Raw genomic sequence first — 26,204 nt, 5'->3', positions numbered from 1 at the left:
AGACGGAAATGTGATCCACGACTCTCGTACGCACGTACGAATAAATTGGGTCACGGCGACGGCCGCACGGGCCGGCCATCGCGTCGATCAGCCCGCCGGGAAGCCGATCCGCATCATAAGACCGCCCTCGTCGCGCGGCTCGACCTCGATCCAGCCGCCGTGCGCGCGCACGATCGAGCGCACGATGGACAGCCCGAGCCCCACGCCCTTGTCGCTGGCGATCCGCTCCGTGCGCAGCCGCCGAAACGGCTCGAACATGTTGTCCACCTCGTAGCCGGGCACCACCGGCCCGGTGTTGACCACGGTGAGCACCGCGACGCCCGCGGTGGACTCGGTGGAGATCTCGACCGTGCCGTCGGGCCGGTTGTAGCGCACCGCGTTTTGGATCAGGTTCATCGCGACCCGCTCCAACAGCACGCCGTTGCCCTGGAGCACGGCGGGAGCGAGCTCGTCGTGCAGGGTCACCTTGCGCTCGGCCGCCTCCGCGCCGGTCTGGTCCACCGCGCGGCGGGCCACCTCGGCCAGATCCACCGGCTTGCGCTCGGTCAGCTCGTTGTCGCTGCGGGCCAGCAGCAGCAGGCCCTCGATCAGGCCCTCGCTGCGCTCGTTGGTGGCGAGCAGGGTCTTGCCGAGCTGCTTGAGTTCGACGGACGCCTCCGGATCACCGAGCGCGACCTCCAGGAGGGTGCGGTTGATCGCCAGTGGCGTGCGCAACTCGTGCGAGGCGTTGGCGACGAACTTGCGTTGCGACTCCAAGGAACGGTCCAGCCGGTCGAGCATGTCGTCGAAGGTGTCCGCGAGCTCCTTGAACTCGTCGTCCGGCCCGTCCAGGTCGATCCGGCGGTGCAGGTTGGATCCGGCCACCTCGCGGGCGATCGAGGTGATCCGCTCCAGCGGGCGCAACACCCGACCCGCCATCACGTAGCCGAAGCCGAAGGCGATCACCGACAGCAGCAGCAGCGCCAGCAGCGACTGCTGGAGCAGCGAGTTCAGCGCGGCGTCGCGCTGGTGGATCTGCTGGATGGTCTGCCACTGCTCGAACTGCTCGGGCGTCATCGGCACGCCGTTGATGGTCATCAACGTGTTCGGTGCCAGGCTCAGATTCAGCCGGCCCTCGGTCAGACTCTGCCGCACGAGCAGGTAGACGGTGCCGAGCAGCAGCACCCCGGCGATCAGGAACATCCCGCCGTACAGCGCGGTCAGTCGCATCTTGATGGTGGACCGCAGCAGCGCGGGCAACTGCGAGGGAGCCATCCGCGACAGCCGGGACATCTCCGCCGCGTCGTCGGCGTCCCGACCCAGGATCAGCCGTCGGCCACCGGCGGTGGGGCGCTGCGGGTCGCGGGCGGGTTCGCGGTTGGGCTTGGGTGGTGTGCCGGGCGGTGCGCTGGGACGCGGCGGCTGGGGCGGGCGGCCCGGGCGCGGCGGTGGACCGGACTTGGGCGCCGGGCCGGGCTTGGCCGGCGTCGAGCTCGGCTTCGCGGGCGCGGTCGAGGCGCCCGCGACCGGCTGCGCGGACCCGGCTGCGGTACTTCCGGCTTCCGCCGGGACTGCCCGAGAGCTGTCGTTCATGGCGGTCCTCAAATGCGGTATCCGGCGCCGGGCACCGTCAGGATGACGGGCGGCTCGCCGAGCTTGCGGCGCAGCGTCATGACGGTGACGCGGACGACATTGGTGAACGGATCGGTGTTCTCGTCCCATGCCTTCTCGAGCAGTTGCTCGGCCGAGACCACGGCGCCGTCGGCGCGCATCAGCACGTCCAGCACCGCGAACTCCTTGGGCGAAAGGTGCACCGGGACGCCCTCGCGCAGCACCTCGCGCCGGTTCGGGTCGAGCCGGATGCCGGCCCGCTCCAGCACCGGCGGCAGCGGGGAGACGGCCCGCCGGCCGAGCGCGCGCACCCGGGCGATCAGCTCGCTGAACGCGAACGGCTTGGGCAGATAGTCGTCCGCGCCCAACTCCAGTCCCTCGACCCGATCGCTGACGTCGCCGGCGGCGGTGAGCATCAGCACCCGCATCGGAATGCCGGTCTCCACCACCGCCCGGCACACGTCGTCGCCGTGCACGATCGGCAGATCCCGGTCGAGCACCACCACGTCGTAGTCGTTGACGGCGATCCGCTCCAGCGCCGCCTCCCCGTCGTATACGACGTCGACGGCCATGGCTTCCCGGCGCAACCCGGTCGCGACCGCGTCCGCCAGGAGCTGCTCGTCCTCGACTACGAGAACCCGCACCGGCTGTGCCTCCTGCTCGATGAAAGGGGATGCATCCGCTGTCCATCTTCCCCCGCACCCCGGTAAAGCCCCGGTAAGCCGACCGGCGGCCCGGGACGGGCGGGGCCGGCCTCTCCGGCCGGGCGGGTCGCGAAGTTACGGCACCCCCCGAAGGAGGGAAGGATTCCGGTACGCCCCGGAAAGTCCCACACCGTGCCGTTGGGTAGGACAAGTCCCCTGGTCAGACGCCTCGGTCGGGCGTCGCCAAAGGCCCGGATCGGTGGTTTCCCCGGCGTTGCACGGGGGGTAGGACAACCGAAACCGGCGACGACGAGTGACATTGGGGCGGCCTTATGGACGAATTCACGGCCGGCGTACTGCGACGCATACGTGAGACCGAGCAGGCACTGAAGCAGGCATGCGACACCGGCGACGATTTCCTCGTCGAGGTCGAGCAGTCCGAGCTGGACGACCTTTTGCGGATGGCGTCGGAGCACGGCGTGCGGGTGCTTCCCGAAAGCGCCTGAGCCGCCGCGACACCACCCGAACCACAGGAGAACACCAGACACACGGATTCTTTCCCCCGGCGAGGTTCCCGAGCGGACGCCGGGGGTTCGGCTGTCGGGCCGACCCGCGCGGGGCCCGGATCATGCGATCCGGGCCCCGCGCCCGCTTCGGGTCTACGCGTGCAGAGCGGCCAGGGCGGTCTCGAGTTCGGCGCGCAGCCCGCTGGGCGCGGCCAGGCAGACGCTCGACCCGTCGGGTTCGGGCCACAGGTCCTCGATCACCTCGGCGCCGGCCTCGCGGGCGATCAGCGCGCCCGCCGCGACGTCCCAGGGGTTCAGGCCGCGCTCGTAGTAGGCGTCGACTCGGCCCGCGGCCACCGAGCACAGATCGATCGCGGCCGAACCACCTCGGCGCAGGTCGCGCACGCGCGGCAGCAGCGCGCCGATCACCGCGGCCTGCCGGGTGCGCCGCTCGACGGTGTAGCCGAATCCGGTCGCCACCAGCGCCCGGGCCGGCACCGCCGCGGGCCGGCAGTGGATCGGCTTGCCGTTGCGGTAGGCGCCGCCGCCGCGCACGGCGTGGAAGGTCTCGCCGACCACCGGCACCTCGACCACGCCCAGCAGGGTGCCCTCGGTGGTCTCGGCGGCGATCGACACGCACCAGCCGGGCAGGTCGTACAGGTAGTTCACGGTGCCGTCGATCGGGTCGATCACCCAGCGCACGCCGCTGCTGCCCGCACTCGCGTCGCCCTCCTCGCCGAGGAAACCGTCGTGCGGTCGGTGGGCGCGGATCCGTTCGATGATCAGCTTCTCCGCGGCCGTGTCCATCTCGGTGACCACGTCGGTGGGGCTGCTCTTGGTCGCCGCGACGCCGAGGTCGGCGGGACGCTCGTGCAACAGGAAGCCGCCGGTGTGCCTGGCCGCGTCGCGAGCGATGGCCAGGAGTTCCGCGGTGTCGATCGTCATGGGCCCATCCTGCCGGCGCGACTAGCCGAGCAGCGCCGCCCCGCGTGGCGCCCGGGCGGCCGCCTCCGGGTCCGCGCGCAGCGCCCGCGGGTCGGGGCAACAACCCACCGGGCACACGTCGTGCGCGGCGCCGAGCGCACCGAGCGCGCAGCGCGCGGGTGCCTGGCCGCGCACCGTGGCGGCGCGTTCCAGCACCAGTTCGCGCACCGCGCCGGCGAACCTGGGGTCGGCGCCGGTGGTCGCGGCCCGACTCACCGGCAGCCCGATCCGCGCGGCGGTCGCGGCGGCCTCCACGTCCAGGTCGTAGACCACCTCCATGTGGTCGGACAGGAACCCGATCGGCACCAGCACCGCCGCCGGCACCTCGTCGTCGCCGCCCAGTTCCACGAGGTGGTCGTTGACGTCGGGCTCCAGCCACGGCACCTGCGGCGGGCCGCTGCGGCTGGAGTACACCAGGTCCCAGTCGTGCTCGCGGCCGAGCACCCGCGCCACGCCCTCGGCGACCAGGCGTGCGGTTTCCCGGTGTTGGGCGACGTAGCCGCCGCCGGCCGGGCCCGCGGTGCGCGCGGTGACCGTGGGGACCGAGTGGGTGACCATCACCAGCCGGGCGCCGGCCCGTACCGGCTCGGGCAGTTCGGCCAGCGCGGCGACCACGTGGTCCACGAGCGGTTCGACGAAGCCGGGGTGGTTGAAGAAGTGCCGCAGCTTGTCGAACGTGGGGGCCCGATCGCCGACTTCGGCTCGGGCCTGGAGCAGGTTCTCGTGGTACTGCGCGCAGCCCGAGTAGGACGCGTAGGCGCTGGTCACCAGGACCGCGGCGCGGCGGATCCCGTCGTCGGCCATCCGGCGCACGGTATCCGCCAGGTACGGGCGCCAGTTGCGGTTGCCCCAGTACACCGGCAGCCGCACCTCGTGCGCGGCGAGGTCGGCCTCGACCGCCGCGATCAGGGCGCGGTTTTGCCCGTTGATCGGGCTGGCGCCGCCGAAATGCGCGTAGTGGCCGGCGGCCTCCTCGAGGCGTTCGCGGGGCACCCCGCGTCCCGCGGTCACGTTCTCCAGGAACGGAAGCACCTCGTCGGGGGCGTCCGGTCCGCCGAAGGAGAGCACCAGGAGCGCGTCGAACGGACTGGGGTCGGGGGCCTGGGTCGCGTGCATGCCCGTGATCCTCGCATCGCGGCCCCCGTCTTCCCCAACGCCCCACCCGCGCGGGCGTGAGTTGCGGCGCAACCGTGCGCGACCCCTTCCCGCTCCGATGACCGGCGAGTAATGTCCGGCTGATCCCACGGCGACCCCAGGAGGAACCCGTTGAGTAGCGCCACCCCCGTCGTCTCCAAGACGCCCCCCACCTGGCGGAACTGGTCCGGGAACCAGTCCGCTCGGCCGCACTCGGTGCTCACCCCGAGGTCCGCCGAGGAGATCTCGGCCGCCGTGCGCCGCGCCGCCGGGCAGGGTCTCGCGGTCAAGGCCGTCGGCGCCGGGCACTCGTTCACCTCGGTCGCGGTCACCGACGGAGTGCAGATCCGGCCGGAGGGGCTGACCCAGGTGCACGCGCTCGACCGCGCGGCGGGCACCGTCACGGTCGGGTCCGGGATGCGGCTGAGCGACTTCAACACGCTGCTCGCCGGATACGGCCTGGCGCTCACCAACATGGGCGACATCGCGGTGCAGAGCCTGGCGGGCGCCACCTCTACCGGCACGCACGGCACCGGGCGGGCGTCCGGCTCGCTGGCGGCGCAGATCCGGGGCATGGAGATCGTGCTGGCGGACGGCGAGATCACCACGTGCTCGCCGACCGAGAACGCGGAACTGTTCGCGGGCGCCCGGGTGGGTCTGGGCGCGCTGGGCATCGTGACCGCACTGACGTTCGCGGTGGAGCCGAGCTTTTTGCTGGAGGCGCGCGAGGAACCGATGAAGTTCGACGCGGTGCTGGCCGAATTCGACGCGTTGTGCGCCGACAACGAGCATTTCGAGTTCTATTGGTTTCCGCACACCGACAATTGCAACGTGAAGCGCAACAACCGGATCGAGGGACCTGCGAAGCCGCTCTCGAAGGCGCGTTTCCTGCTGGACGACGAATTGTTGTCCAACGGCGTCTTCTCGCTCGCCTGCCGGGTGGGCAGGCGGGCGCCGAAGACGGTGCCGTCGATCGCGCGGCTGTCCAGCCGCGCGTTGTCGGCGCGGACCTACTCGGACACCTCGCACAAGGTGTTCACCAGCCCGCGCCGGGTGCGCTTCATCGAGATGGAGTACGCCCTGCCGCGCGAGGCGGCGACGTCGGCGCTGGCCGAGGTGCGCGCGTTCGTCGAGGCCGCCGGTCTGCCGATCAGCTTCCCGGTCGAGGTGCGGGTGGCCCCGGCGGACGATCTGTGGATGTCCACGGCGTACGGCCGCGACACCGCCTACATCGCGGTGCACATGTACAAGGGCACGCCGCACGAGCGGTACTTCACCGAGGTGGAGAAGATCATGGTCGGGCACGGCGGGCGCCCGCACTGGGGAAAGATGCACACCCGCGACGCGGACTACTTCGCGAAGCTCTACCCGAGGTTCGCCCACTTCACGGCGCTGCGGAACCGGGTGGATCCGGAGCGCCGCTTCGGCAACGACTACCTGCGTCGGGTGCTGGGCGACTGAGCCGCGGCGCCCCGGGCCCGGCCCGGCCGATCCCGACGGGATCGCCGGGCCGGGCCCGGCCGCGTCACGACCGGGAGCCCGTGTTCGACTTCGGGTCGCTGTGCGCCGCGCCCCGGGCGCTGCCGGCCGCGTCGTTGCCCGCCGCGGCGCCGCCGTTCGCCGCGCCGCCGCCCGAGCCGCCGGGCGGTGTGGTCGCGGGTGGGGCCGTGGTCGGCGGGCGGGAGCCGGTCGGGTCGGGCGAGGGGGTGTTGCTCGGGCGCGTGGTCGGGGTGGTCGAGGGCGCCGGGGTCGCGCCATCGCCGCCGGGCCCGCCCGAGGTGCCCTTGTCGTCGGTACCGGGGCTTCGGGTGGGCGCCGACGTGCCGGTGCCGGTCGGGTTCGGGGTCGAACCGGTCGGCGACTCGGGCGTGTCGTGCCGGGCGGGCCGGTCCTCGACGATGCGCGAGATGGTCGAGCCGCCCGCGTCGCCGTGGCCGAACAGGCTCGCGAACGAGCGGCCGATGGCGGTCTCGGCGAGCGTCACCACGCCCATCGCCACGACGAACACGAGCACCGCCCCCACCAGCGATCGGCCGAGCCACACCCGTCGGTCGGCGAAGCCGTCGGACGGTGTCTCGCCCCGGGACGCGCCGCCCGGCGAACCCGGACTCGGGCCGATGCGCTCGTAGTCGCCGACCGGCAGCACCATCGTCTCGTCGTTCGCCGGTCGCCGTTGGGCCACGCCGGTGGGTCGATCCGGCACCGCGGTGGGGTCCGGGCTCGGGCCGCCTTCGTGCGGCGGGCTCAGCGTCGCCCGCACGTCGCGCAGTTGCTCGCCGGTGCGCCGGAACAGGTGTACGTAGACCGCGCTTCCGACCGTTGCCACCACGCTCGCGAGCGCGGCGCCGATCACCGTCCCGGCGACGCCGAGCGTGGAGAGCAGGAACGCCGAGGAGATGGCCGCCAGGGCACTGCCCACAACCTGCACCACGTTGACATCGATTCGGCGACGATCATTCTCGGTCCTTTCCGGCATCACTTTCCTTGCCCGTCCGCGCTCGGACGGTGGTTAATCATGAAAAACAGGACTTCACCCTGGTTACGACTGAACGGCCCATCCACATCGTTCCGATCGGCCCAATCTTGTGATCGACATCACCCCGGACGGCCGAAAACGACTCGTCCGAACGGGACGCGCCGATGCGGCGCGGTGTGTCCCGGTAGAGCCCCCGAATGGAGTACTGTTCACGCCAGGTTCCGGAAAGACCTGTGCGCGAAGGGGGAGGCGACCGACCGCAGAGGTCAGGGTGGGGCGCCGCCCCGGTATCTACCCGAAATGGTGTAACCAAGGCAATTCGGCCAGTCAGGTAATAAATCCGACACGCCGGACAACTCGGTCAGGTTGTGGCCATGCCGAGGCTGGGCAGGTCACACTCGTAGCGGGAGCAACGACGCAGGTGACGTCGGCAGGCACCACCCGGGAGGTCCCCATGCCCGAACTGCGTGTCGTGGCCGTCAGCAACGACGGCACACGGTTGGTGCTGAAGGCTGCCGACGGCACTGAGTACATGTTGCCCATCGACGAACGGCTTCGTGCCGCCGTCAGGGGCGACCGCGCCAGGCTCGGCCAGATCGAGATCGAAGTCGAAAGCCAGTTGCGTCCGCGTGACATCCAGGCCCGGATAAGGGCCGGTGCCACCGCGGAGGAGGTCGCACAGCTCGCCGGCATCCCGGTCGACCGCGTGCGGCGATTCGAGGGTCCGGTGCTCGCCGAACGCGCGTTCATGGCCGAGCGCGCCCGCAAGACCCCCATCCGCCGCCAGGGCGAGACCACCGGCCCACTGCTCGGCGAGATCGTCACCGAACGCCTGCACCTGCGCGGCGCGGACTCCGAGTCCGTGCAGTGGGATTCGTGGCGCCGCGACGACGGCAGCTGGGAGATCCTGCTGCTCTACCGCGCCGACGGCGAGATGCGCTCCGCGAGTTGGAGCTTCGATCCGCCCCGGCGGCTGGTCACCACGAACGACGACGAGGCCCGTTCGCTGATCGGCGAACACCCGGCGGCGTCGGAGACCCCGTTCCCGTTTCGGCCGCGCCTGGCCACCATCCCGCGCGAGAGCGACGACGACGCGATCACCAGCCTGCTGGACGCGGTCCCGGGGCTGCGCGGCGAACCGCAGACCCAGTCGGTCTCCCCCGGTCCGATGCGCATCGACGTGACCGCACTGGCCGAACGCCCGCGCGTGGGCAGCATCGAGCGGTCCGAGCGCGCCGAACGCCCGGAGCGAATCGAACGCGTCGAACGCGCCGAGCGGATCGAACGCGCCGAGCGGTCGGAACGCCCCGAGCGCGCCGAACCGATCGAGGAAGAGGAGACCCAGGCCCCCGCCGCGGCGGCGGGCGCGGGCAGCGCGTACGAGAACGTCCTGGTGCCGCGCGGCGTGGTCGGCCCGCACCGCGAGCGCCTGGTCGGCAGCACCGACCGGCAGGCCGAGGCCGACGGCGTGCGCCCCGGCCGCCGGGCCACCGTGCCCAGTTGGGACGAGATCGTGTTCGGGAGCAGGCGCAAACGCCGCGAGTGATCGACGCGTACGGATACGAGGAGAGCCGAGGGTCCGTCGGGCCCTCGGCTCTTTCGTTGCCCGAAACGGCCGGGCCTGGGCTCGGTCGCTACTCGCCGGTGGCCACCGGGCGCTGCGGATCGGTGATCCAGTCGCTCCAGGACCCGGCGTACAGCGCGGCCGGGACACCGGCCAGGGACAGGGCCAGCACCTCGTGCGCCGCAGTCGCGCCGGAGCCGCAGTACGCGGCGACCCGCGCACCGTGCACCGCGCCCCGGGCGGCGAAGTACTCCTTCAGCTCGGCGGGTTCGCGGAACCGGCCGTCGGGGTGCGTGTACTCGGTCGCGGGCGCGCTGGTCGCGCCGGGAATGTGGCCGGCCTTCGCGTCGATCGGCTCGCTCTCGCCGCGGAAGCGCTCGCCGGCACGCGCGTCCAGCAGCACGCCGCCGGCGGCCACCAGCGCCGCGGTCTCGTCCGCGTCCAGCCGCGTCATCCCGCCCGGACGCGGCACGAACGTGCCCGGCTCGGCGGGACCGGGCACCACGTCGGTGACCGGCAGGTTCTGCGCCGTCCAGGCCGCGAAGCCGCCGTCGAGCACCCGCACCCGGTCGTGGCCGAAGTAGCGCAGCAGCCACCACGCCCGCGCGGCGGCGACGCTCTGGCCCCCGTCGTAGACCACCACGTCGGTCTCCGCGGCGATCCCCAGGCGACGCATGGCCGCGCCGAACGCGGCCGGCTCCGGCATCGGGTGCCGGCCTCCGGCGCCGGTGGGGGTGTGCGGTCCGGACAACTCCGTGGCCAGGTCGACGAAGCGGGCGCCGGGCACGTGGGCGATCCGGTAGGAATCGATTCCGGGCGGCCCGCCGAGTTGCCAGGTGACGTCGAGCACCAGCGGCGGCGACGAACTGTCCAGGGCTGCGGCCAGGTCGGCCGCCTTGATCAGGGAACTCATACCCGCATCCTGCCTCGTGCGGCGGTCACCGACGAGCACATGCCCGACCCGGGTGGCAGCATCGGTTTCGAATCGTCCCGAATTGTCGGCGTCTGCCCGAGGAGGCAGTGATGAGCGAGTGGACCTCGCGGTATCCCACCGGCGTGCCGTGCTGGGCGGACCTGGGCGTACCCGACGTCGAGGCCGGACTGGCCTTCTATCGCGGTTTGTTCGGTTGGGAGGGGGAGATCGGGCCGGCCGAGGTGGGCCACTACACGACCTGCACGCTCGGCGGCCGTCCGGTCGCCGGCCTGATGGGGCGCAGACCCGGACAGGAGGGACAGCCCGCGTGGACCACCTACCTGGCGGCGGACGACGCCGATGCGGTGATCGACCGGGTCCGCGCGGCCGGCGGCACGGTGATCGTGTCGCCGATGGACGTGCTGACGTTCGGCCGGATGGCGGTGGCCGCCGACCCCACGGGCGGTGTGTTCGGCGTATGGCAGGCGGGCGACCACAACGGCGCGGGTGTGGTCAACGAGCCCGGCGCGGTGGTGTGGAACGAGCTGTACACGCCGCAGAGCGCGCGGGCCAAACAGTTCTACGCGGCGGTGTTCGACTTCACCTACGAGGACATGTCCGACGCCGACTTCGACTACGCGACGTTCCACGTCGGCGGCGAGCCGCGCGGCGGCGTAGCGGGCGTACGCAACGGCCCGCCGCCGCACTGGGCGACGTACTTCGCGGTGGGCGACGCGGACGAGACCGTGGACCGGGTGGACGAGCTGGGCGGCAAGGTGCTGCGTGGCCCGGAGGAGTCGCCCTACGGCCGGGTGGCCGCGGCGCGGGATCCGCAGGGCGCGGTGTTCAACGTGATCGCGGTGGCGTCGAATCCGAATGATCCGCAATAGCCCGCCTGATCCGAATGCGCGGCCGGCGCCCCGGAACAGGCTTGCCACTCCGACCGGAAACCACTGCACCCTTGAGCCAAACAGGTGACGTAGAGTCGAGTTCGACGGGCTCCCGTCCGGAAACGGGGTCCGGGATCGGCGGGCATCCGTGCGCCTACGTACACACGGAACACGTCGCCCGCGGCCTTCCCGGTCGGGAGACGCATCTTCGTCCGACCATCGAGGGGGTCCATTTCCATGGGCAAGCTGTTCAAGATCGTCCTGCTGCTCGCCGCCGCCGCGGGCGTCGCCACGCTCGTGGCGTCCAAGAAGCGCAACCAGGCCTGAGCGGGCCCCGGTTCACGTCGAGGGGACGGTCTCCACACGGAGACCGTCCCCTCGACGTGTACGGACCCGGTTATCCACGGACCTCCAGGAGCGGAATCAACTGTTCCGCCGAGGTCATCGACCCGTGCACGCCGGTGAGTCGCGACTCGCCCGGCTCGCGCCGGGAGGCCACCACCGCGATGTCGCCGAAGGCCGCCGCGACGATGTCGCCGATGCGCGCCCGCACCCGATCCTCGACGATCGGCCCGAACCAGCCCGATTCGATCGCCTCGTCGCGGGTGAGCACCCACATCTGGTCGCCGAGCATGTCGTCCCAGATCGCGTGCACGTCCTTGGCGGCGCCCGGACGCGTATAGACGTGCCGGGCCCGGGACTCGCCGCCCAAAAGGGCGACACCGGCGGACAGACCGGGGTCGGTGTCCACGTCGACGCGCTGCTCGGGGGCCACGTCGACCATGCCGTGGTCGGCGGTCACGTACAGGACCGAATCCGCGGGCAGGCCCTCGGCCATCGCCCGGACGACGCCGTCGATCCGCCGCAGTTCGGCGCGCCACTCGGGCGAGTCGACGCCCATGCCGTGGCCGCAGCGGTCGAGTTCACTGGCGTAGGTGTACACGAGCACGGGGCCCGGTTGGGCGAGTTGCCGGTGCACGCCCTTGACCCGGCGTTCGCCGAACTCGGCGCCGACGTAGCGACCACCGCCGAGCACCGCCCTGGTCAGCGGGGTGTGCTCGAAGATCACGTCGTTGACCTGCGCGACGGTGATCCCGGCGGCGGCCGCCCGCTCCAGCACGCTCGGGTACGGCTGCCAGTCCCGCGGGCGGATGTCGTCGACCCAACGCAGCTGGTTCATCAGCCGGTTCTCGCCCGGTACCGCCACGGAGTAGCCGACCAGTCCGTGCACCCCCGGAGTGAGCCCGGTGCCGAACGACGCGAGGCTGGTCGCGGTGGTCGCCGGGAAGCCGGCCGTCAGCGGCCGGCCGCTGCCCGCGAACGAGGTGCCCAGGAGCGAGTGCAGATACGGCGCCTCGACCGGGTGGGCTCGCAGCAGGTCCCAACCCAGACCGTCGATCAGGAACACGCACGCGGCGCGCGCGGGTGCGAGGCCGAGTGTGTTCGCCTCCCCCGGCATGCCGAGGGAGGCGGCTATGGAGGGCAACAGGTCGGACAGCGCCCCGGTCCCGTAGCGAGGCAACGGGACCGGGGGTTGTTCGTCGAGCCAGACGGAAGCACTCACTGGTTGATGCCGGCCACTGCCTCGGACAGCGCACGGGCGAACGTGAGGGTGCGCTCGACCGCTTCGGGGCCGTCGGCGGCTTCGCTGACCCGCAGCGAGAGGTCGTCGGCGGTCAGCGAACCGGTGTAGCCGTGGTCGACCTCACAGTTCGGGTCGGCGCATCCGGCCGGTTCGAGGTCGATCCGACCGACCGCGCCCCACCCGATGGTGAGCACGGCTTCACGCGGCGGGGCCCCCTGGACGTACTCGGCGGGGTTGCCCACGACGCGACTGACCACCACCGACTCGAGGCGGTCGATCCGCACCGTCTCGGTGGACGTCGTCGCGTACGGGGTGGGCGAGGTGTCGTCCGGTGCGTGTTCATCGGTGTGGCTGACCAGAAAACGGCCTGGCGTGAGCACCAGAACGGTGATGTGGCGGCGGACCTCATTGGAATCGAACGTGGTCTCCTGGTGCACCAGGAAAGCGTCGACCGGCTCGGTGCCGATCGTGGACTCGACCGCGTCGGCAACGAGGCTCGGGTAGTAACCGCTGCGCTCGATGGCCGTGCGCAGCCCCTGGGTCGAGGTGGTGGTCTTAGCCATACCCCCATCCTGGCATCTCCGGGGGCACGCGTGCGCCATCCGCCCCATGCGAAGGTCGGTTGCGCACGTGCCGTTGCCAAACGGTGACGGTTTGTCGACGTAATGACAGGACCGAACGGGTGAGGTGGATGCGCACTGTTGGTGCAACCTCTACGGATCGCCACCGTGCGCCTTCCGTGCGCCCTCCCGAAGCACGGCTCGGCGGGGTTGACTGGTCTCTCGAGAGGCCCGACCGGGGCAACAGGGACGCGCCGTCGACACGGTGGCACCGGTGGATCTCTCGCATCACTCGTACCCCCGGGCGGGGGCACGAGTGACACCGCCTCACCGCCGGGGACACTCGGGGAAACGACCGGCGCGGGGCGGCTCGGTCCGGACGGCGTCGAACGGCATGAGATGCGCAGCCATGTGGAGGGTAGGCGCGGAGGGGCATGCCGCGGAGCGGATCCGGCCTGGAGTCGCCGCCGTACGTACGTGCCACAGCTCGGGGTGGCATGTGAGTACGGCGGCGGTTCCGCATGTGGGCACGTGCCCGGTCCTGTCTCGACACGCACCCGGGGTGGGCCTGACACATCCGCACCGCAGCCGCGTTCGGGCGGAACCGACGCGACGGCCGGCTACGGTCGGGACAGTGACCGCGGGCCGAGGTCGGTGCGGGCCGGCGGACGGGACAGGCGGATCTGCGCACCCAGCACGTGCGCGCCATCGGCCGCCACCACCACCGGGTTCAACGCGACGGACGTCACCTGCGGCAGGTCGTCGGCCAGCCGGGACAGCCGCAGCAGGACGTCCTCCAGCGCCGGCACGTCCACCGGCCGTGCGCCGCGGTAGCCGAACAACATCGGCGCCGCCCCGACCTCGCGCACCAGATCGGCCACGTCCTGGTCGGTGGCCGGCACCAATCGGTGGGCCACGTCGCCCAGGAGTTCGGTGGCGGGGCCGGCCAAGCCGAACGAGAGCACCGCACCGAACGATTCGTCGTAGGTCAGCCCGAGCACGGTCGCGATCCCGTGCGGCGCCATCGGCTGCACCACCAGACGGGCCTGGTCCGGGCCGCCCAGGCGGGTGGTCATCTCCCTGAACACCCGGCGCAGCCCGGCTTCCGCGCCGATGTCCAGGCGTACCCCGTCCACGTCCACCCGGTGCCGCAGATGTTCGGCGATCGTCTTGAGTGCCACCGGATAGCCCAGTTCGGTCGCCGCGCGGATCGCCGCGTCCTCGCTGTCCACCCGCACCGCGGGCAGCAGCCGGATGCCGTAGCAGTCCAACAGGTCGGCGGCGTCCGCCGGGGACAGGCCCACCGCGTCCGCGGCGCCGAGCCGGGCCCGGACCAGCGCGCGGGCCTGATCGGTGCGCACCTCGGGATGCTCGGGCACCGAGCCCGTGGGCCGCCGGCGCCACGCGGCGTAGCGCACCACCTCGGCGAGCGCGCGGACCGCGTTCTCCGGGGCCGGGTAGGAGGGCACCGAGCCGAGGGCGGGCACGCCGTCCGCGTCCAATCGGCGCAGCTGCGTGGGCAGCCCCTCGTGCGCGAGGTAGGTGGTCAGCAGCGGCTTGCCGATCTGCGCCGCGTGTCCGGCCATCTCCGCGATCGCGCTCGCCACCTCGTCGCCGGAGGTGGTCAGCGGCGGGATGAACACGGTGATCACCGCGTCCGTCTCGGTGCAGGCCAGTGCCTCGGCGAGCGCGTCGCGAAAGTCGTCGGCGGTCGCGGAGGTGGTCAGGTCGACCGGGCGCCGCGGCTTCAGGCCCGCGCTGGCGCACGCGTCCTGGGTGAGCAGGCCCAGCGAGTCGGAGTTGCCGATGATCGCGATCCGGTCGCCGGCGGGCAGCGGTTGGTAGGCCAACAGTTGGCCCACGTCGAAGAGTTCGGCGACGGTGGGCACGCGGATCACCCCCGCCTGCCGGAACAGTGCGTCGACCGCCGAGTCGGGCAGGGACAGCGTGCGAGTGACGTGCCCGAGTGGTACGCCCTGGGTGTGTCGCCCGGACTTGACCGCGACCACCGGCTTGGCCCGGGAGACCCGTCGGGCGAGCCGGGTGAATTTGCGCGGGTTGCCGATCGATTCCAGGTGCAGCAGCACCACGTCGGTGGCCGGATCGTCCTCCCAGTACTGCAACAGGTCGTTGCCGGAGACATCTGCGCGGTTGCCCGCCGACACGAACGTGGACAGCCCGATGCCCCGGCTCACGGTGGACTCCAGGATGGCGATGCCCAGCGCGCCCGACTGGGCGAACATGCCCACCCGGCCGCGGCGCGGCATCCGCGGCGACAGGCTTGCGTTGACCAGCAGTTCGGGGTCGGTGTTGAGCACGCCCAGGCAGTTCGGTCCGATCACCCGCATCCCGAGCCGGCGTGCGGCGCGGACCAGGCGCCGCTGCCGTTCGCGGCCCTCGGGACCGGTCTCGGCGAAGCCGGAGGACACCACGACCAGGCCGTGCACGCCCTTGCGCCCGCACTGTTCGACCACCTGGCGCACCGCGTCCGCGGGGACCGCCACCAGCGCCAGGTCCACTTCCCCGGGGATGTCCAGGACCGAGGCATGGGTGGGCACGCCGTCGATCGGCTCGCTGCCCGCCTTCGGGTTGACCGCGTACACATCGCCGGTGAACTCGCCCGCCCGCAGGTTGGCCAGGAGTGTGTTGCCCACCGTGCCCTGGTGCCGGCTCGCGCCGATCACCGCGACCGAGCGCGGGGTGAGCAGGCGGGCGATCGAGCGCGACTCGGCCCGGTGTTCGCGCGCGAGCATGACGCCGAGCGAGGTTTCGGTGGGCGCGAGTTCCAGGGTGAGCCGGACCACGCCGTCCTCGAAGGCGGACTGTTGGGTGTAGCCGGCCTCGGTGAACACCGTGACCATCCGGCGATTCGAGGGCAGTACGTCGGCCACGAAGCGTCGGATGCCGCGCTCGCGGGCGACCGCGGCGATGTGTTCGAGCAGGACCGACGCGACGCCGCGGCCCTGTTGGTCGTCCTGGACCAGAAACGCCACCTCGGCGGTGGAGGAGCGGCCCTGCGGGCCGGTGCGCACCGCGCGCCCGTCCGGGCCGATCCGGTCGTAGCGCACGATCGCGACCATCTCGTCGCCGACGAACAGGCCCAGGCCCACCCGGTCCACCCAGTCGTGCGTGGTGAAGTGTCGGACGTCGCGGTCGGAGAGTCGGGGGTAGGGCGTGAAGAAGCGCAGATACTTCGACTCGGCCGAGACACGCGCGTAGAAGTCGACGAGGCGGCCGGCGTCGTCCGGACCGACAGGGCGCACGTGAGCGGTGGCGCCGTCGCGCAGCACGACGTCGGCCTCCCAGTGCTCGGGGGGCTTCGGTGGCGGATCTGCGGTGTCGGTGGGCTCCACGTTTGCGAGGCTAACCCCTGCGGCGCACCGCCGGCGTGTTCCGGGCGCCCCGACTCGGTTGGTGTCCGTCCCACCTGATAGACCATCAGATACCGTGCCCGGTCTCGCCTCAGGAGGTAACCCATGTCCGCTCAGGGCCTGTCCGCCGCTTTCCCCGTCGCCGACATGGCCGCGGCGGTGCGGTTCATGACCGCGGTACTCGGTGCGGAACCGACCTTCGTCGACGGTGAGCGCTGGGCGCAGTTCGATGTGAACGGCGGTCGGCTGGCGCTGGCCGGCACCGACCGCGAGGGTGAGTCGGCGTCGGTCATGGTCAAGGTCGCCGACCTCGACGCGGCCTTGGCACCGCTGCGCGAGGGCGGGTTCACCGTGGGCGAGTCGGTCGAGGGGCCGCACGAGGTGCGGGTTCAGGTGACCGGGCCGGACGGCTGGGCCGCCGTGTTGTACCAGCCGCGGCGCTGACCGCGGGTCGCGACGGGACGGCGGATTGCCATGATCATCGGAGTGTCCGAGCGCCGGGGCGAGGCCGAGCAGCCGCGTCCCGGCGCGTATACGGTGCCGCTTCCGCTCGCGCCCGGTAGCGTCCTACCGGTGAACGGCTTGCGGATCCTGCCGGAGGTCGCGGACGCACTCGCCGCGGGCCGACCGGTGGTCGCCCTGGAGAGCACGATCATCGCCCACGGGCTGCCGCGCCCGGACAATCTGCGGATCGCGCGCGAGATCGAGGGGCGGGTCCGGGCCGCGGGCGCGGTCCCGGCGACGATCGCGATCGTGCACGGCCGCCCGTCGATCGGGATGGACGCCGAGACGCTCGAATTCGTCGCCATGTCTTCGGACGTGCTCAAGGCCGGCATGCGTGATCTGGCCCTGGTCGCCGCCCGGGGCGGACACGCCGCGACCACCGTGGGGGCGACCGCGCATCTGGCCCACCAGGCGGGCATCCGGGTGTTCGCCACCGGCGGTCTGGGCGGGGTGCATCGTGAGGCGCGGGAGAGCTGGGACGAATCGGCCGACCTGGTCGCGCTGACCCGGTGCGGGCTCGTCGTGGTGTGCTCGGGGGTCAAATCGATCCTGGACGTCGGTGCGACGCTGGAGCGGCTGGAGTCGCTCAACGTCCCGGTGATGGGCTTCGGCACCCACGCGTTCCCGGGGTTCTACCTGGTCGACTCCGGCCGGCGGCTGGAGTGGCGGGTGGACACCGCGGACGAGGTGGCCGACGTCGTGCGCGCGCACGAGGCGCTCGGACTGGGGCGAAACGCCCTCGTGGTGGCGAATCCGGTGCCGCGGGCCGACCAGTTGGACCCGCGGTTGCACGACCGGGTGCTGAACCGGGCCCTGACCGCGTTGGCCGACAAGGGCATCAGCGGCAAGGCGGTCACCCCGTTCCTCCTCGACTTCTTCCACCGCGAAACCGCCGGCAGCAGCCTGACCGCCAACATCGCCCTCATCCTCAACAACGCCGCCCTGGCCGCCCGCATCGCCCAGGCCCTGACCATCACCTGATCACCCACCCCGAGCCCACCCGACACCAAATCAGCCCATCCGGCGCTTGAGAACACTCGGCCCAGGCCACGCTCCGGCCCGTCCGGCGCTTGAGGACACCCGACGCGGGCCACCACTCCGCCCGCCCTCACCCCTCCGGCCTGCCCGCACCCAATCCAGCCCATCCGGCGTTTGAGGCAACCGACCCGGGCCATGTTCCAGCCCGTCCGGCGCTTGAGGACACCCGCCCCAGCCCACCCTCACAGCCCACGCGGCGCCTGAGCCCACGCGGCCCGAACCCGCGCCCGCACGGGCACATACCGCACCGCGGCCCGAACCGCCTCCCGCATCGACGCGTATTCGGCCGCCCCCGTCCCCGCGATGTCGAACGCCGTCCCGTGGTCCACGGACGTGCGCAGGATCGGCAGCCCGACCGTCACCGACACGGTCCCGTCGAAGTCGAACGTCTTCGCCGCGATGTGCCCCTGATCGTGGAAGTGCGACAACACCCCCGCGTAGCGCCCCCGCAGCCCCTGGTGAAAGACCGCGTCGGCGGGAATCGGCCCGACCACGTCCAACCCACGCGCCCGCGCCCGCTCGACCGCAGGTCCCAGCACCGCGGTCTCCTCGTCGCCGAAGGCCCCGCCCTCGCCGCCGTGCGGATTGACCGCCGCCACCGCCAGCACCGGCGCCTCGTCGTCGCCGAACACCCGCAGCGCGCGACAGGCCGCCTCGATCGCCGCGTCCACCCGCTCGGCGGTGAGCAGGTCCAGTGCCCTGCGCAGCGACACATGCCGCGTGGTGAAGAAGATCTTCAGGCCGCCGACCACGAACATCGTGTCGGGGTGCGCGGCGCCGGTGAGTTCGCCGAGCAGTTCGGTGTGTCCGAGTTGCCCCGCACCCGCGGCCCAGATCGACTCCTTGTTGATCGGGGCGGTCGCGATCGCATCGACCAGACCGCTCTCGGCGGCGCGTACCGCGAGTTCGATCGCGGCGAGCGCGGCGGCACCCGCCCGTGCGCCGACGCGCCCCCACGGCATCGCCTCGGCGATCTCCGCGTCGGTGACGGTCGCGGTGTCCAGGATGTCGACCACCGCGGGATCCGGGTCCGGCGGCACCAGCCGGGAGTCGATCACCCGCACGGTCAGGCCCAATCCGCAGACCTGCGCGCCCCGGCGCAAGGCCGCCGCGTCGCCCACCGCGACACACCGCGCGTCGCCGCGCAGGCCCGGGTCCGCGAGCGCGCGTGCGACGATCTCCGGGCCGATCCCGGCCGGGTCGCCCAGGGTCAGCCCCACCACGGGGAGCGTGTTCCTATCGTCGTCCATCGTCGATCTCCCGAGCCGTGACTGCCGTCGGCGAAGCCGCCTGGACGGTAAAACTCATCCGCAGGTGCAAGGCACACGCCACCGCCGCGTTCGTGTCCCCGACCAGGCCGCCCTTCGCCGCGAACGGCAACCCGTCGTGCGGCCCACCGACCAGCCGGCCGGCCACCACCAGCGGTTGCACCTCGGTCTCCACCGCGAGCCCGTCCGCGCCGAGCGCGGTGCACACCGCACCCGCGATGTCCCCGCCCGTCGCGTACACCCCCGCGAACGGCGCGGCCGCCAGCGCGCGTTTGACCACCTCGCCGAGCAGCACCGGCAGCCGCGCGGCGCGCACCGGGTCGATGCGATCCGGGACCCGGGTGCGGATCCCGGTCAGGGCAGCGCCGGTGCGGGCCAGCGCGACCAGGTCGGCGGCGACCCGAACCGGATCGGGCGCATCGCCCACGTCCAGCCAGCGCGCACCCAGTCGGCGCTGGGTCTCGGAGACCTGCTCACGGCTGAGCCGGCTCAGACTGCCCGCGACGCCGAGCACGGGCGGCCCGGCGGGCACCGCGCCCGACGCACCGACCAGCGCCGCGCCGAACGGCCCGGGATCCACCGGCAACCAGCGCAGTTCGCCGCCCAGGGCGGCGGCCGCGGCGGCCAGCGCGAGCGTCTCCACGTCCGCCTCGGTGACCGCGTCGCAGACCAGGACCCGGGCTCCGGGGTCGCACAGCGCCCGCGCCAGGCCGGCCGAATCGCCGCGCACCACGTCGAGCGGGACGTGCGCGATCGGCCGGTCGATCACATCGAACGCCTCGACCACACACGAGGACGTCACCGGGCAGAACGGGTCGCGGGCAACCTCGCTGTCCGCGAACGGCACGCCGTGCACGTGATGGACGCCGCCCTCGGTGGTACGCCCCGCCTCGGGATGAGCCGGCACCACCAGCGCCCGCACCGGCGGTCCCGGGCGGGCGTCCAGCACGTGCAGCAGCGCCGCGGTCTCCGCGCCCGGGTTGCCGCGCAGCGTGCTGTCCACCCGCTTGGTCACCAGCGGCGCGTCCGGGAACACCGAGGCGCCCGCGACCACCCGGCGGGCGGCCTGCGCGGCAGGCAGGTGACGGCTGGCCAAATCCAGCACGAGCACGTCCGGCGCGCTGACACAGGTCCGGGGCGGTCCACCGGTGACCAGCGTGCGCATCCCGCGCCGGGCGAAGCGCACCGCGGTGGCGTTGGCGCCGGTGAGGTCGTCGGCGAGGACGAGCACGCGCGGGCCGGATCGCCCCGTACCGTCTGTCAATTACGGTCCCGAATGTCGGATCAAGATCAACTTTGTGCGCTTTTTGAGGTGCCTCCGGGAGTCTTGCGGCCCGGCGCGGCGACGGTCAACGCGAGGAGCCCGTGCCCGGTCGTTGACCGCTCGAACGGGTGATGCGAGGGTGCGTTCCGGTACCGACGACGCGATGCTGCGGTACGGCGTTCCGCACGACAGACGGAGGAATTCGGCGATGACGACGGGTGCGACCGAGGCTTTTCGCGCTGCGCGCGACTTCCTGCTCGAACACCGCGAGGACCAGCCCACCGCGTGCCGGGACTTCCCGCGCCCCGAACCCACCGAATTCAACTGGGCGCTCGACTGGTTCGACGTGATCGCCCGCGGCAACGACACGACCGCGCTGTGGATCGTGGCCGAGGACGGCACCGACACCAGGCTCTCCTTCGACGAACTGGCCCGGCGCTCCGACCGGGTCGCCGGTTGGTTGCGCGCGCGGGGCGTGCGGCGCGGCGATCGGGTCCTGCTCGTGCTCGGCAATCGGGTCGAGTTGTGGGAGGCGATGCTGGCCGCGATGAAGCTCGGCGCGGTGATCATCCCGGCCACCACGATGCTCGCGCCGGCCGACCTGACCGACCGGGTCACCCGGGGCGATGTCGCGCACGTGATCGCCGAGTCGGCGGTGACCCCGGGCTTCGCCGAGGTGCCGGGCGGGTGGACGCGGATCGTGGTGGGCGAACCGACGCCGGGCTGGCTCTCGTTCGCCGACGCGCACGACGGGCCCGACGCCGACGACGCGAACGCGGCGTTCGTTCCGGACGGCCCGACCGCCGCGACCGACCCGCTGCTGCTGTACTTCACCTCCGGCACCACCGCGCAGCCCAAGCTGGTGGGCCACACCCAGGCGAGCTATCCCATCGGGCACCTGTCCACGATGTACTGGCTGGGCCTGCGTCCGGGCGACGTGCACCTGAACATCTCCTCGCCCGGCTGGGCCAAGCACGCCTGGAGCAACTTCTTCGCTCCCTGGAACGCCGGGGCCACGATCTTGATCGTGCGCCAGGAGCGGTTCGCCGCACGTCCGTTGCTGGACACGATGGTGCGCTGTGGGGCGACCTCGTTCTGCGCGCCGCCGACCGTGTGGCGGATGCTGGTCCAGGAGGACCTGGGCGCGTGGCGCACCGCGTTGCGCGAGGTGATCGGCGCGGGCGAGCCGCTCAACCCGGAGGTCATCGAACAGGTGCGGGCCGCCTGGGGGTTGACCATCCGGGACGGCTTCGGGCAGACCGAGACCACCGCGCAGATCGGCAACGCGCCCGGGCAGGAGGTCCGGCCGGGCTCGATGGGCCGGCCGCTGCCCGGCTACACCGTGGCCCTGGTCGACCCGGTCTCCGGCGAGGTGGTCACCGGCACCGACGCCGAGGGCGAGATCTGTCTCGAACTCGCCGCCCGCCCGCTGGGCCTGATGACCGGATACCTCGACGACCCCAAGCGCACGGCCGAGTCGATGCGCGACGGTTTCTACCACACGGGCGACGTCGGCACCCGGGACGCGGACGGCTACATCACCTATGTGGGCCGCTCCGACGACGTGTTCAAGGCGTCCGACTACCGCATCTCGCCGTTCGAGCTGGAGAGTGTGCTGATCGAGCACGACGCGGTGGCCGAGGCCGCGGTGGTGCCGTCGCCGGACCCGGTCCGACTGGCCGTGCCCAAGGCGTACGTGGTGCTCGCGCCAGGGCACGAGCCGACCCGCGAGACCGCGCTGTCCGTCCTGCGGCACGCCCGTGCCGTGCTCTCCCCGTACAAGCGGGTCCGCCGGATCGAGTTCGCGGAGTTGCCCAAGACCATCTCGGGCAAGATCCGCCGCGTCGAACTGCGGGGTCGCGAGCGCGAGTTGCACGACGGCGATCCGGCCGGACGGGGCGCCCTGGAGTGGTTCGAGGAGGACTTTCCCGAGCTCAAGGGGAACTGACCGCGGATCCGGGGCCGAGCCGACACCGGCCCGGCCCCGGGCGGCGGATCAGATCTTGTCGGCGATCAGCTTGGCGATCGCGATGTGCTGCGCGCGCGGCAGATCCTTCGCGGCGGGCGCCAGGCTCACGTGCATGTCGACGATCAGATCGCCGTGCGCCTTGGCGAAGTAGATCTCGGGAACGCTGGGCGCCGGGTAGCTGCCGGTGCCCGGCACGTACAGCGTGGGGAACGCGCCGAGGTCGGTGATCGGCTTGCCGTACTTCGACACGTCGTTCTTGGCCACGACGCTCTCCGGGGTGTCGCCGAGCTTGCTGCTGCGGGTGAAGTATTGGAGGGTCACCACCGGCGAGTCACCCGGTCCGTAGTAGCGGCAGGTGCGCAACGAGTCGTCGTTCTTGGTGCGGGTGACCTCGCTGTTCAGCACGCCCTTGAGTTCGGCGGGCGTGAGCAGGTTGCAGAACTCCTTGGGGTTGAGGTCGCCCGCGCCACCGGGCTTGCCGGTGGCCGGCGCCGTCGCGGGCGTGCTGCCCTTGCCCCCACCGGGCTGCGTGGCCGGCGCGCCGGTCGCGCCACCGGTCGAACCGCGGCCCGCCTGGGGCGCGGTCGTGGCCGGGTCCTTCTTCTTGTCGTCGTCGCCCTTGACCTTGTCGACCAGGCCGCATCCGCTGGAGAGCGCGATGACGGAAGCGGCGATCAACAGTCCCGGAACGGCAGGCTTGCGCAGGTACAACGTGGTTCTCCATCCCCGTGGCGCGATCGGCCGCCGCCACCCCCCTGGATGCGTGACGGATGGTCACGATGGCGCCGATCCCGCGATGTTGCCGATGCGTGTGTGCGGCAGAGCGAGGCTAATGCACGAAATCGCCGACCGCTGAAGTGCCGTGGGGGCGATACCGTGACGGATGTGACAAGCACGCTGGGTGATCTCGAGAGCCTCGTTCGCAAAGCGACCTTCGCCTGGGGTGGTGCCCGGGCCGCGCTGGGCGTGGTCGCGCTGCTCGACCCGCCGCGGGTCTCCCGACCGTGGATCGGCGACGACGCGGACCGCACCGGGGCCCTCGTGTTCGCCCGCGCGCTCGGCGGACGCGACCTCGCACTCGGCGCCGGCGCGATGTTCGCGGCCGCTCGCGGCGAGCCGATCCGCACCTGGGCGCTGGCGGCCTCGGCGGCCGACCTCGGCGACACGCTCATCACGTACGGGCACCGCGGCCGACTGCCCCGCGGCCGCCGAGCCTTCATCGCCGGCCTGGCCGGGGGCTCGGCACTGATCGGCGTGGGCCTGGCCTTGGCGGAACGGCGCCGAGGCGGCCGATAGGGACCGGCCACACCGGGGGCAGCCGGGCCGACACAGCGGCCCCCGACGTGGTGCGATCCCACCCGCCGCACCGAACGCGACCGGTGCTGCGGGTGGGTACAACCGAGCCGAGCGCAGCCGCTAGGCCGCGACCTCGCTCGCCAGCCGCCGCTTGTTCCAGTAGGCGACGACCTCCAGCAGGATCCCGGCGACAACCGCAATGCCGACCGCGGTCCACGGCATCCGGGTACCGACCAGCTTGAGTTCGAAGAAGTCCTGAAGCCACGGCACCGTGAGCACCGTGGCGAACCCGGCCCCCATCACCAGCACCAGGGCTATCCGCCACCACGTGTACGGACGGGCGATGATCGCCAGCACCCACAGGCCGACCAGGAACAACGTGAGCGTCGCGATCGACGTCTCGGCCGTACGCGTGGCGTCCGTCGCGCCGTAGTCCGCACGGGCCAGCAGGTACGCGGTGAAGGTCGCCGTACCGGCGATCACGCCGGAGGGGCCCGAGTAGCGCAGCACCCGCTTGACGAAGCCGGGACGGGCCCGTTCCTTGTTCGGTGCCAGGGCCAGGAAGAACGCCGGAGTGCCGATGGTGAACCAGGCCAGCAGCGTCAGGTGCCGGGGCAGGAACGGGTACGGCACGTTGGCGATCACGACCAGGATGGCCAGGAGCACCGAGTAGGCGGTCTTGGTCAGGAACAGGTTGGAGACCCGCTCGATGTTGCCGATCACCCGGCGGCCCTCGCCGACCACCGACGGCAGCGTGGCGAAGCTGTTGTCCAGGAGCACGATCTGCGCGACGCCCTTGGTGGCCTCGCTGCCCGAGCCCATCGACACGCCGATGTCGGCGTCCTTGAGCGCGAGCACGTCGTTGACGCCGTCGCCGGTCATCGCCACGTTGTGACCGCGCGACTGGAGTGCGGCGACCATGTCCCGCTTCTGCTGCGGGGTGACCCGGCCGAAGACCGTGTTGGCCTCCAACACGTCCGCGAGCTCGTTCTGGTCGGTGGGCAGCGTGCGGGCGTCCACCGGGTGTTCGGCGCCCTTGATGCCGAGCTTGGCGGCCACCGCGCCGACCGAGATCGCGTTGTCGCCGGAGATCACCTTGGCCGCCACGCCCTGGTCGGCGAAGTAGTCGAGCGTCGCGCCCGCGTCGTGCCGCAGCCGCTGCTCCAGCACCACGAGCGCGGCGGGCGTCACGTCGGCGCCGTCCGGGCCGCCGACGAGCGCGTCCACGGTGTCCGCGAGCGAGGCGTCGGTGCGGACCAGCATCAGCACCCGCAGGCCCTGGGCGCCCAGCCGTTCGGCATCGGCCAGCAGGTCGCCGTGTGCCTGCGTGGTCACCAGCACCTCGGGGGCGCCGATCAGCCACGTGTCACGGGCGCCGGACACCTCGAAGGTCGCGCCGCTGTACTTGCGGGCGGAGGAGAACGGCACGCTGTCCACCGACGTCCAGCCGGTGTGCGCCGGGCACTCGTCGATGATCGCGGCCAGGCTCGCGTTCGGCCGGGGCTCGGTGGTGCCGAGCGCGCCGAGCGCGGCGCGCACCGGCAGGCCCTCGGCCTGCTCGCGGATCTCGGCGACGTTCATGCCGCCCTCGGTGAGCGTGCCGGTCTTGTCCAGGCAGACCACGTCCACCCGGGCCAGGCCCTCGATCGCGGGCAGTTCCTGGACCAGGCACTGCTTGCGACCCAGCCGCACCACGCCGACCGCGAAGGCCAGCGAGGTGAGCAGCACCAGACCCTCGGGCACCATCGGCACGATGCCCGCGATCATCCGGGTGACGGCCTCGCGCCAGGTGGTGTCCTCCAGCCGGTACTGGCTGATGATCAGCGCGATCGAGGCCGGGAACAGGATCCACGTGACGTACTTGAGGATCGTGCTGATGCCGTTGCGCAGTTCGGACGCCACCAGCGTGAACTTGCTGGCCTCCTCCATCAGCTGCGCGGCGTACGCCTCGCGACCCACCCGCGTCGCGGTGAACGCGCCGTTGCCGGCCACCACGAAGCTGCCGGACATCACCGGGTCACCCGGGCGCTTGATCACCGGGTCGGCCTCGCCGGTGAGCAGCGACTCGTCGATCTCCAGGTTGTCCGCCTCGACGACCACGCCGTCCACGGCGGCCTTGTCGCCCGCGCCCAGCTCGATCACGTCGTCGAGCACGAGGTCCGAGGGGGACAGCGCCACGGGTTGCCCGTCCCGGCGCACCACCGGCTTGGATTCGCCGATCACCGCGAGCCGGTCCAGGGTGCGCTTGGCGCGCATCTCCTGGATGATGCCGATCCCGGTGTTGGCGATGATCACGAAGCCGAACAGGCCGTCCTTGACCGACCCGACGGACAGGATGATCAGCCAGAGCACACCGATGACGGCGTTGAACCGGGTGAAGACGTTCGCCTTGACGATCTCGGCCGTCGAGCGGCTCGACCGCACGGGAACGTCGTTGACGTCCCCTCTGGCGACCCGTTCCGCGACATCCGCGGCAGTCAGCCCGACGCCCAGAGGCACATCGGGTTCGCTTGCTTTCCCGTCGGGTCTGTCGAGCGGGATGGCTGTCGTCTCTCCGGGCCCGGCGCCCGGCAACGGCTGAGTCATGGGTCTACCGTAAGTGCCCCAAGAGATCGCGGTTGGCGGTGGGCCGACCGTTGTCGTCCGCC

General features: G+C 72.0%; 21 protein-coding genes. 8 read left to right on the top strand and 13 right to left on the bottom strand.

The genetic code is table 11. The features are described 5' to 3' along the window. Positions 1-87: 87 nt before the first annotated feature. Together A3IC_RS0140875 and A3IC_RS0140870 are read right to left on the bottom strand one after the other, a co-directional pair. Positions 88-1,572 (bottom strand): sensor histidine kinase, encoded by a 1,485-nt coding sequence (locus tag A3IC_RS0140875; protein WP_020555847.1) that lies wholly within the window; start codon positions 1,570-1,572, stop codon positions 88-90. A gap of 8 nt (positions 1,573-1,580) precedes the next feature. Further along, positions 1,581-2,234: a response regulator transcription factor gene (locus tag A3IC_RS0140870; protein WP_020555846.1), complete on the bottom strand. Its 654-nt coding sequence runs from the start codon at positions 2,232-2,234 to the stop codon at positions 1,581-1,583. A gap of 332 nt (positions 2,235-2,566) precedes the next feature. On the opposite strand from A3IC_RS0140870, the gene A3IC_RS69860 reads away from it, so the two are divergent. Then, the gene (locus tag A3IC_RS69860; protein WP_020555845.1) at positions 2,567-2,740 is read left to right on the top strand and encodes a hypothetical protein; all 174 of its coding nucleotides are present in this window, start codon (positions 2,567-2,569) and stop codon (positions 2,738-2,740) included. Between the two features lie 153 nt (positions 2,741-2,893). Here A3IC_RS69860 and A3IC_RS0140860 read toward each other — a convergent pair whose 3' ends face one another. Both A3IC_RS0140860 and A3IC_RS0140855 read right to left on the bottom strand, forming a co-directional pair. Further along, positions 2,894-3,685 carry an inositol monophosphatase family protein gene (locus A3IC_RS0140860; RefSeq protein ID WP_020555844.1) on the bottom strand — a complete coding sequence of 264 codons (792 nt, stop codon included), beginning with the start codon at positions 3,683-3,685 and terminating at the stop codon, positions 2,894-2,896. A 21-nt stretch (positions 3,686-3,706) separates the two neighbouring features. Next, complete coding sequence (locus A3IC_RS0140855) at positions 3,707-4,840, bottom strand: ferrochelatase (protein WP_020555843.1); 1,134 nt, start codon at positions 4,838-4,840, stop codon at positions 3,707-3,709. Between the two features lie 150 nt (positions 4,841-4,990). Here A3IC_RS0140855 and A3IC_RS0140850 point away from each other — a divergent pair, with 150 nt between their 5' ends. Beyond that, the gene (locus A3IC_RS0140850) at positions 4,991-6,319 is read left to right on the top strand and encodes a D-arabinono-1,4-lactone oxidase (RefSeq protein WP_040878008.1); all 1,329 of its coding nucleotides are present in this window, start codon (positions 4,991-4,993) and stop codon (positions 6,317-6,319) included. Positions 6,320-6,383: 64 nt separating this feature from the next. Here A3IC_RS0140850 and A3IC_RS0140845 read toward each other — a convergent pair whose 3' ends face one another. Continuing rightward, a complete protein-coding gene (locus A3IC_RS0140845) occupies positions 6,384-7,289 on the bottom strand; it encodes a hypothetical protein (protein WP_158696308.1) in 906 nt (301 codons plus the stop codon). A 466-nt stretch (positions 7,290-7,755) separates the two neighbouring features. Here A3IC_RS0140845 and sepH point away from each other — a divergent pair, with 466 nt between their 5' ends. Then, complete coding sequence (gene sepH / locus A3IC_RS0140840; RefSeq protein WP_020555840.1) at positions 7,756-8,880, top strand: septation protein SepH; 1,125 nt, start codon at positions 7,756-7,758, stop codon at positions 8,878-8,880. 88 nt (positions 8,881-8,968) lie between these two features. Here the strand turns inward: sepH and A3IC_RS0140835 are convergent, their stop codons facing one another. Further along, on the bottom strand, positions 8,969-9,811 hold the full coding sequence (locus A3IC_RS0140835) for a sulfurtransferase (protein WP_026219308.1): 843 nt from the start codon (positions 9,809-9,811) through the stop codon (positions 8,969-8,971). Between the two features lie 110 nt (positions 9,812-9,921). Here A3IC_RS0140835 and A3IC_RS0140830 point away from each other — a divergent pair, with 110 nt between their 5' ends. Then, complete coding sequence (locus A3IC_RS0140830) at positions 9,922-10,701, top strand: VOC family protein (RefSeq protein ID WP_020555838.1); 780 nt, start codon at positions 9,922-9,924, stop codon at positions 10,699-10,701. A 397-nt stretch (positions 10,702-11,098) separates the two neighbouring features. On the opposite strand, the gene A3IC_RS0140820 is transcribed toward A3IC_RS0140830, so the two are convergent. The 3 genes from A3IC_RS0140820 to A3IC_RS0140810 form a co-directional block, all read right to left on the bottom strand. Continuing rightward, the gene (locus A3IC_RS0140820) at positions 11,099-12,265 is read right to left on the bottom strand and encodes an alkaline phosphatase family protein (RefSeq protein WP_020555836.1); all 1,167 of its coding nucleotides are present in this window, start codon (positions 12,263-12,265) and stop codon (positions 11,099-11,101) included. Beyond that, a complete protein-coding gene (locus tag A3IC_RS0140815; protein WP_020555835.1) occupies positions 12,262-12,849 on the bottom strand; it encodes a DUF5998 family protein in 588 nt (195 codons plus the stop codon). Before A3IC_RS0140815 ends, A3IC_RS0140820 begins: the two co-directional genes overlap by 4 nt. 617 nt (positions 12,850-13,466) lie before the next feature. Next, positions 13,467-16,199, bottom strand: coding sequence for a bifunctional acetate--CoA ligase family protein/GNAT family N-acetyltransferase (locus A3IC_RS0140810; protein ID WP_020555834.1), 2,733 nt, complete (start codon positions 16,197-16,199; stop codon positions 13,467-13,469). Between the two features lie 123 nt (positions 16,200-16,322). Here A3IC_RS0140810 and A3IC_RS0140805 point away from each other — a divergent pair, with 123 nt between their 5' ends. Together A3IC_RS0140805 and A3IC_RS0140800 are read left to right on the top strand one after the other, a co-directional pair. Continuing rightward, the gene (locus tag A3IC_RS0140805; RefSeq protein WP_020555833.1) at positions 16,323-16,661 is read left to right on the top strand and encodes a VOC family protein; all 339 of its coding nucleotides are present in this window, start codon (positions 16,323-16,325) and stop codon (positions 16,659-16,661) included. 30 nt (positions 16,662-16,691) lie between these two features. Then, a complete protein-coding gene (locus A3IC_RS0140800) occupies positions 16,692-17,702 on the top strand; it encodes a pseudouridine-5'-phosphate glycosidase (RefSeq protein WP_020555832.1) in 1,011 nt (336 codons plus the stop codon). Positions 17,703-17,941: 239 nt separating this feature from the next. Here the strand turns inward: A3IC_RS0140800 and pdxA are convergent, their stop codons facing one another. Continuing rightward, the gene (gene pdxA, locus A3IC_RS0140795; RefSeq protein ID WP_040878007.1) at positions 17,942-19,009 is read right to left on the bottom strand and encodes a 4-hydroxythreonine-4-phosphate dehydrogenase PdxA; all 1,068 of its coding nucleotides are present in this window, start codon (positions 19,007-19,009) and stop codon (positions 17,942-17,944) included. Continuing rightward, positions 18,996-20,291, bottom strand: a complete 1,296-nt coding sequence (locus A3IC_RS59470) for a four-carbon acid sugar kinase family protein (RefSeq protein WP_040878006.1) — start codon at positions 20,289-20,291, stop codon at positions 18,996-18,998. The genes pdxA and A3IC_RS59470 overlap by 14 nt, the downstream gene beginning before the upstream one ends. A gap of 208 nt (positions 20,292-20,499) precedes the next feature. Between A3IC_RS59470 and A3IC_RS0140785 the strand changes: the two genes are divergently transcribed. Next, positions 20,500-22,239 carry an AMP-binding protein gene (locus A3IC_RS0140785; protein ID WP_026219306.1) on the top strand — a complete coding sequence of 580 codons (1,740 nt, stop codon included), beginning with the start codon at positions 20,500-20,502 and terminating at the stop codon, positions 22,237-22,239. Positions 22,240-22,287: 48 nt separating this feature from the next. On the opposite strand, the gene A3IC_RS0140780 is transcribed toward A3IC_RS0140785, so the two are convergent. Then, a complete protein-coding gene (locus A3IC_RS0140780; protein WP_020555828.1) occupies positions 22,288-22,971 on the bottom strand; it encodes a hypothetical protein in 684 nt (227 codons plus the stop codon). A 174-nt stretch (positions 22,972-23,145) separates the two neighbouring features. Here A3IC_RS0140780 and A3IC_RS63345 point away from each other — a divergent pair, with 174 nt between their 5' ends. Then, positions 23,146-23,556: a hypothetical protein gene (locus tag A3IC_RS63345; RefSeq protein WP_052174037.1), complete on the top strand. Its 411-nt coding sequence runs from the start codon at positions 23,146-23,148 to the stop codon at positions 23,554-23,556. Positions 23,557-23,676: 120 nt separating this feature from the next. Here A3IC_RS63345 and A3IC_RS59460 read toward each other — a convergent pair whose 3' ends face one another. Next, positions 23,677-26,142, bottom strand: a complete 2,466-nt coding sequence (locus tag A3IC_RS59460; protein WP_079027008.1) for an HAD-IC family P-type ATPase — start codon at positions 26,140-26,142, stop codon at positions 23,677-23,679. Between the last annotated feature and the right edge of the window lie 62 nt (positions 26,143-26,204).

It is taken from the genome of Embleya scabrispora DSM 41855 (assembly GCF_000372745.1).
GTDB lineage: Bacteria > Actinomycetota > Actinomycetes > Streptomycetales > Streptomycetaceae > Embleya > Embleya scabrispora.
The sequence above is the reverse complement of the archived record's forward strand: the minus strand, read 5'-3'. Positions and strand labels throughout refer to the sequence as shown.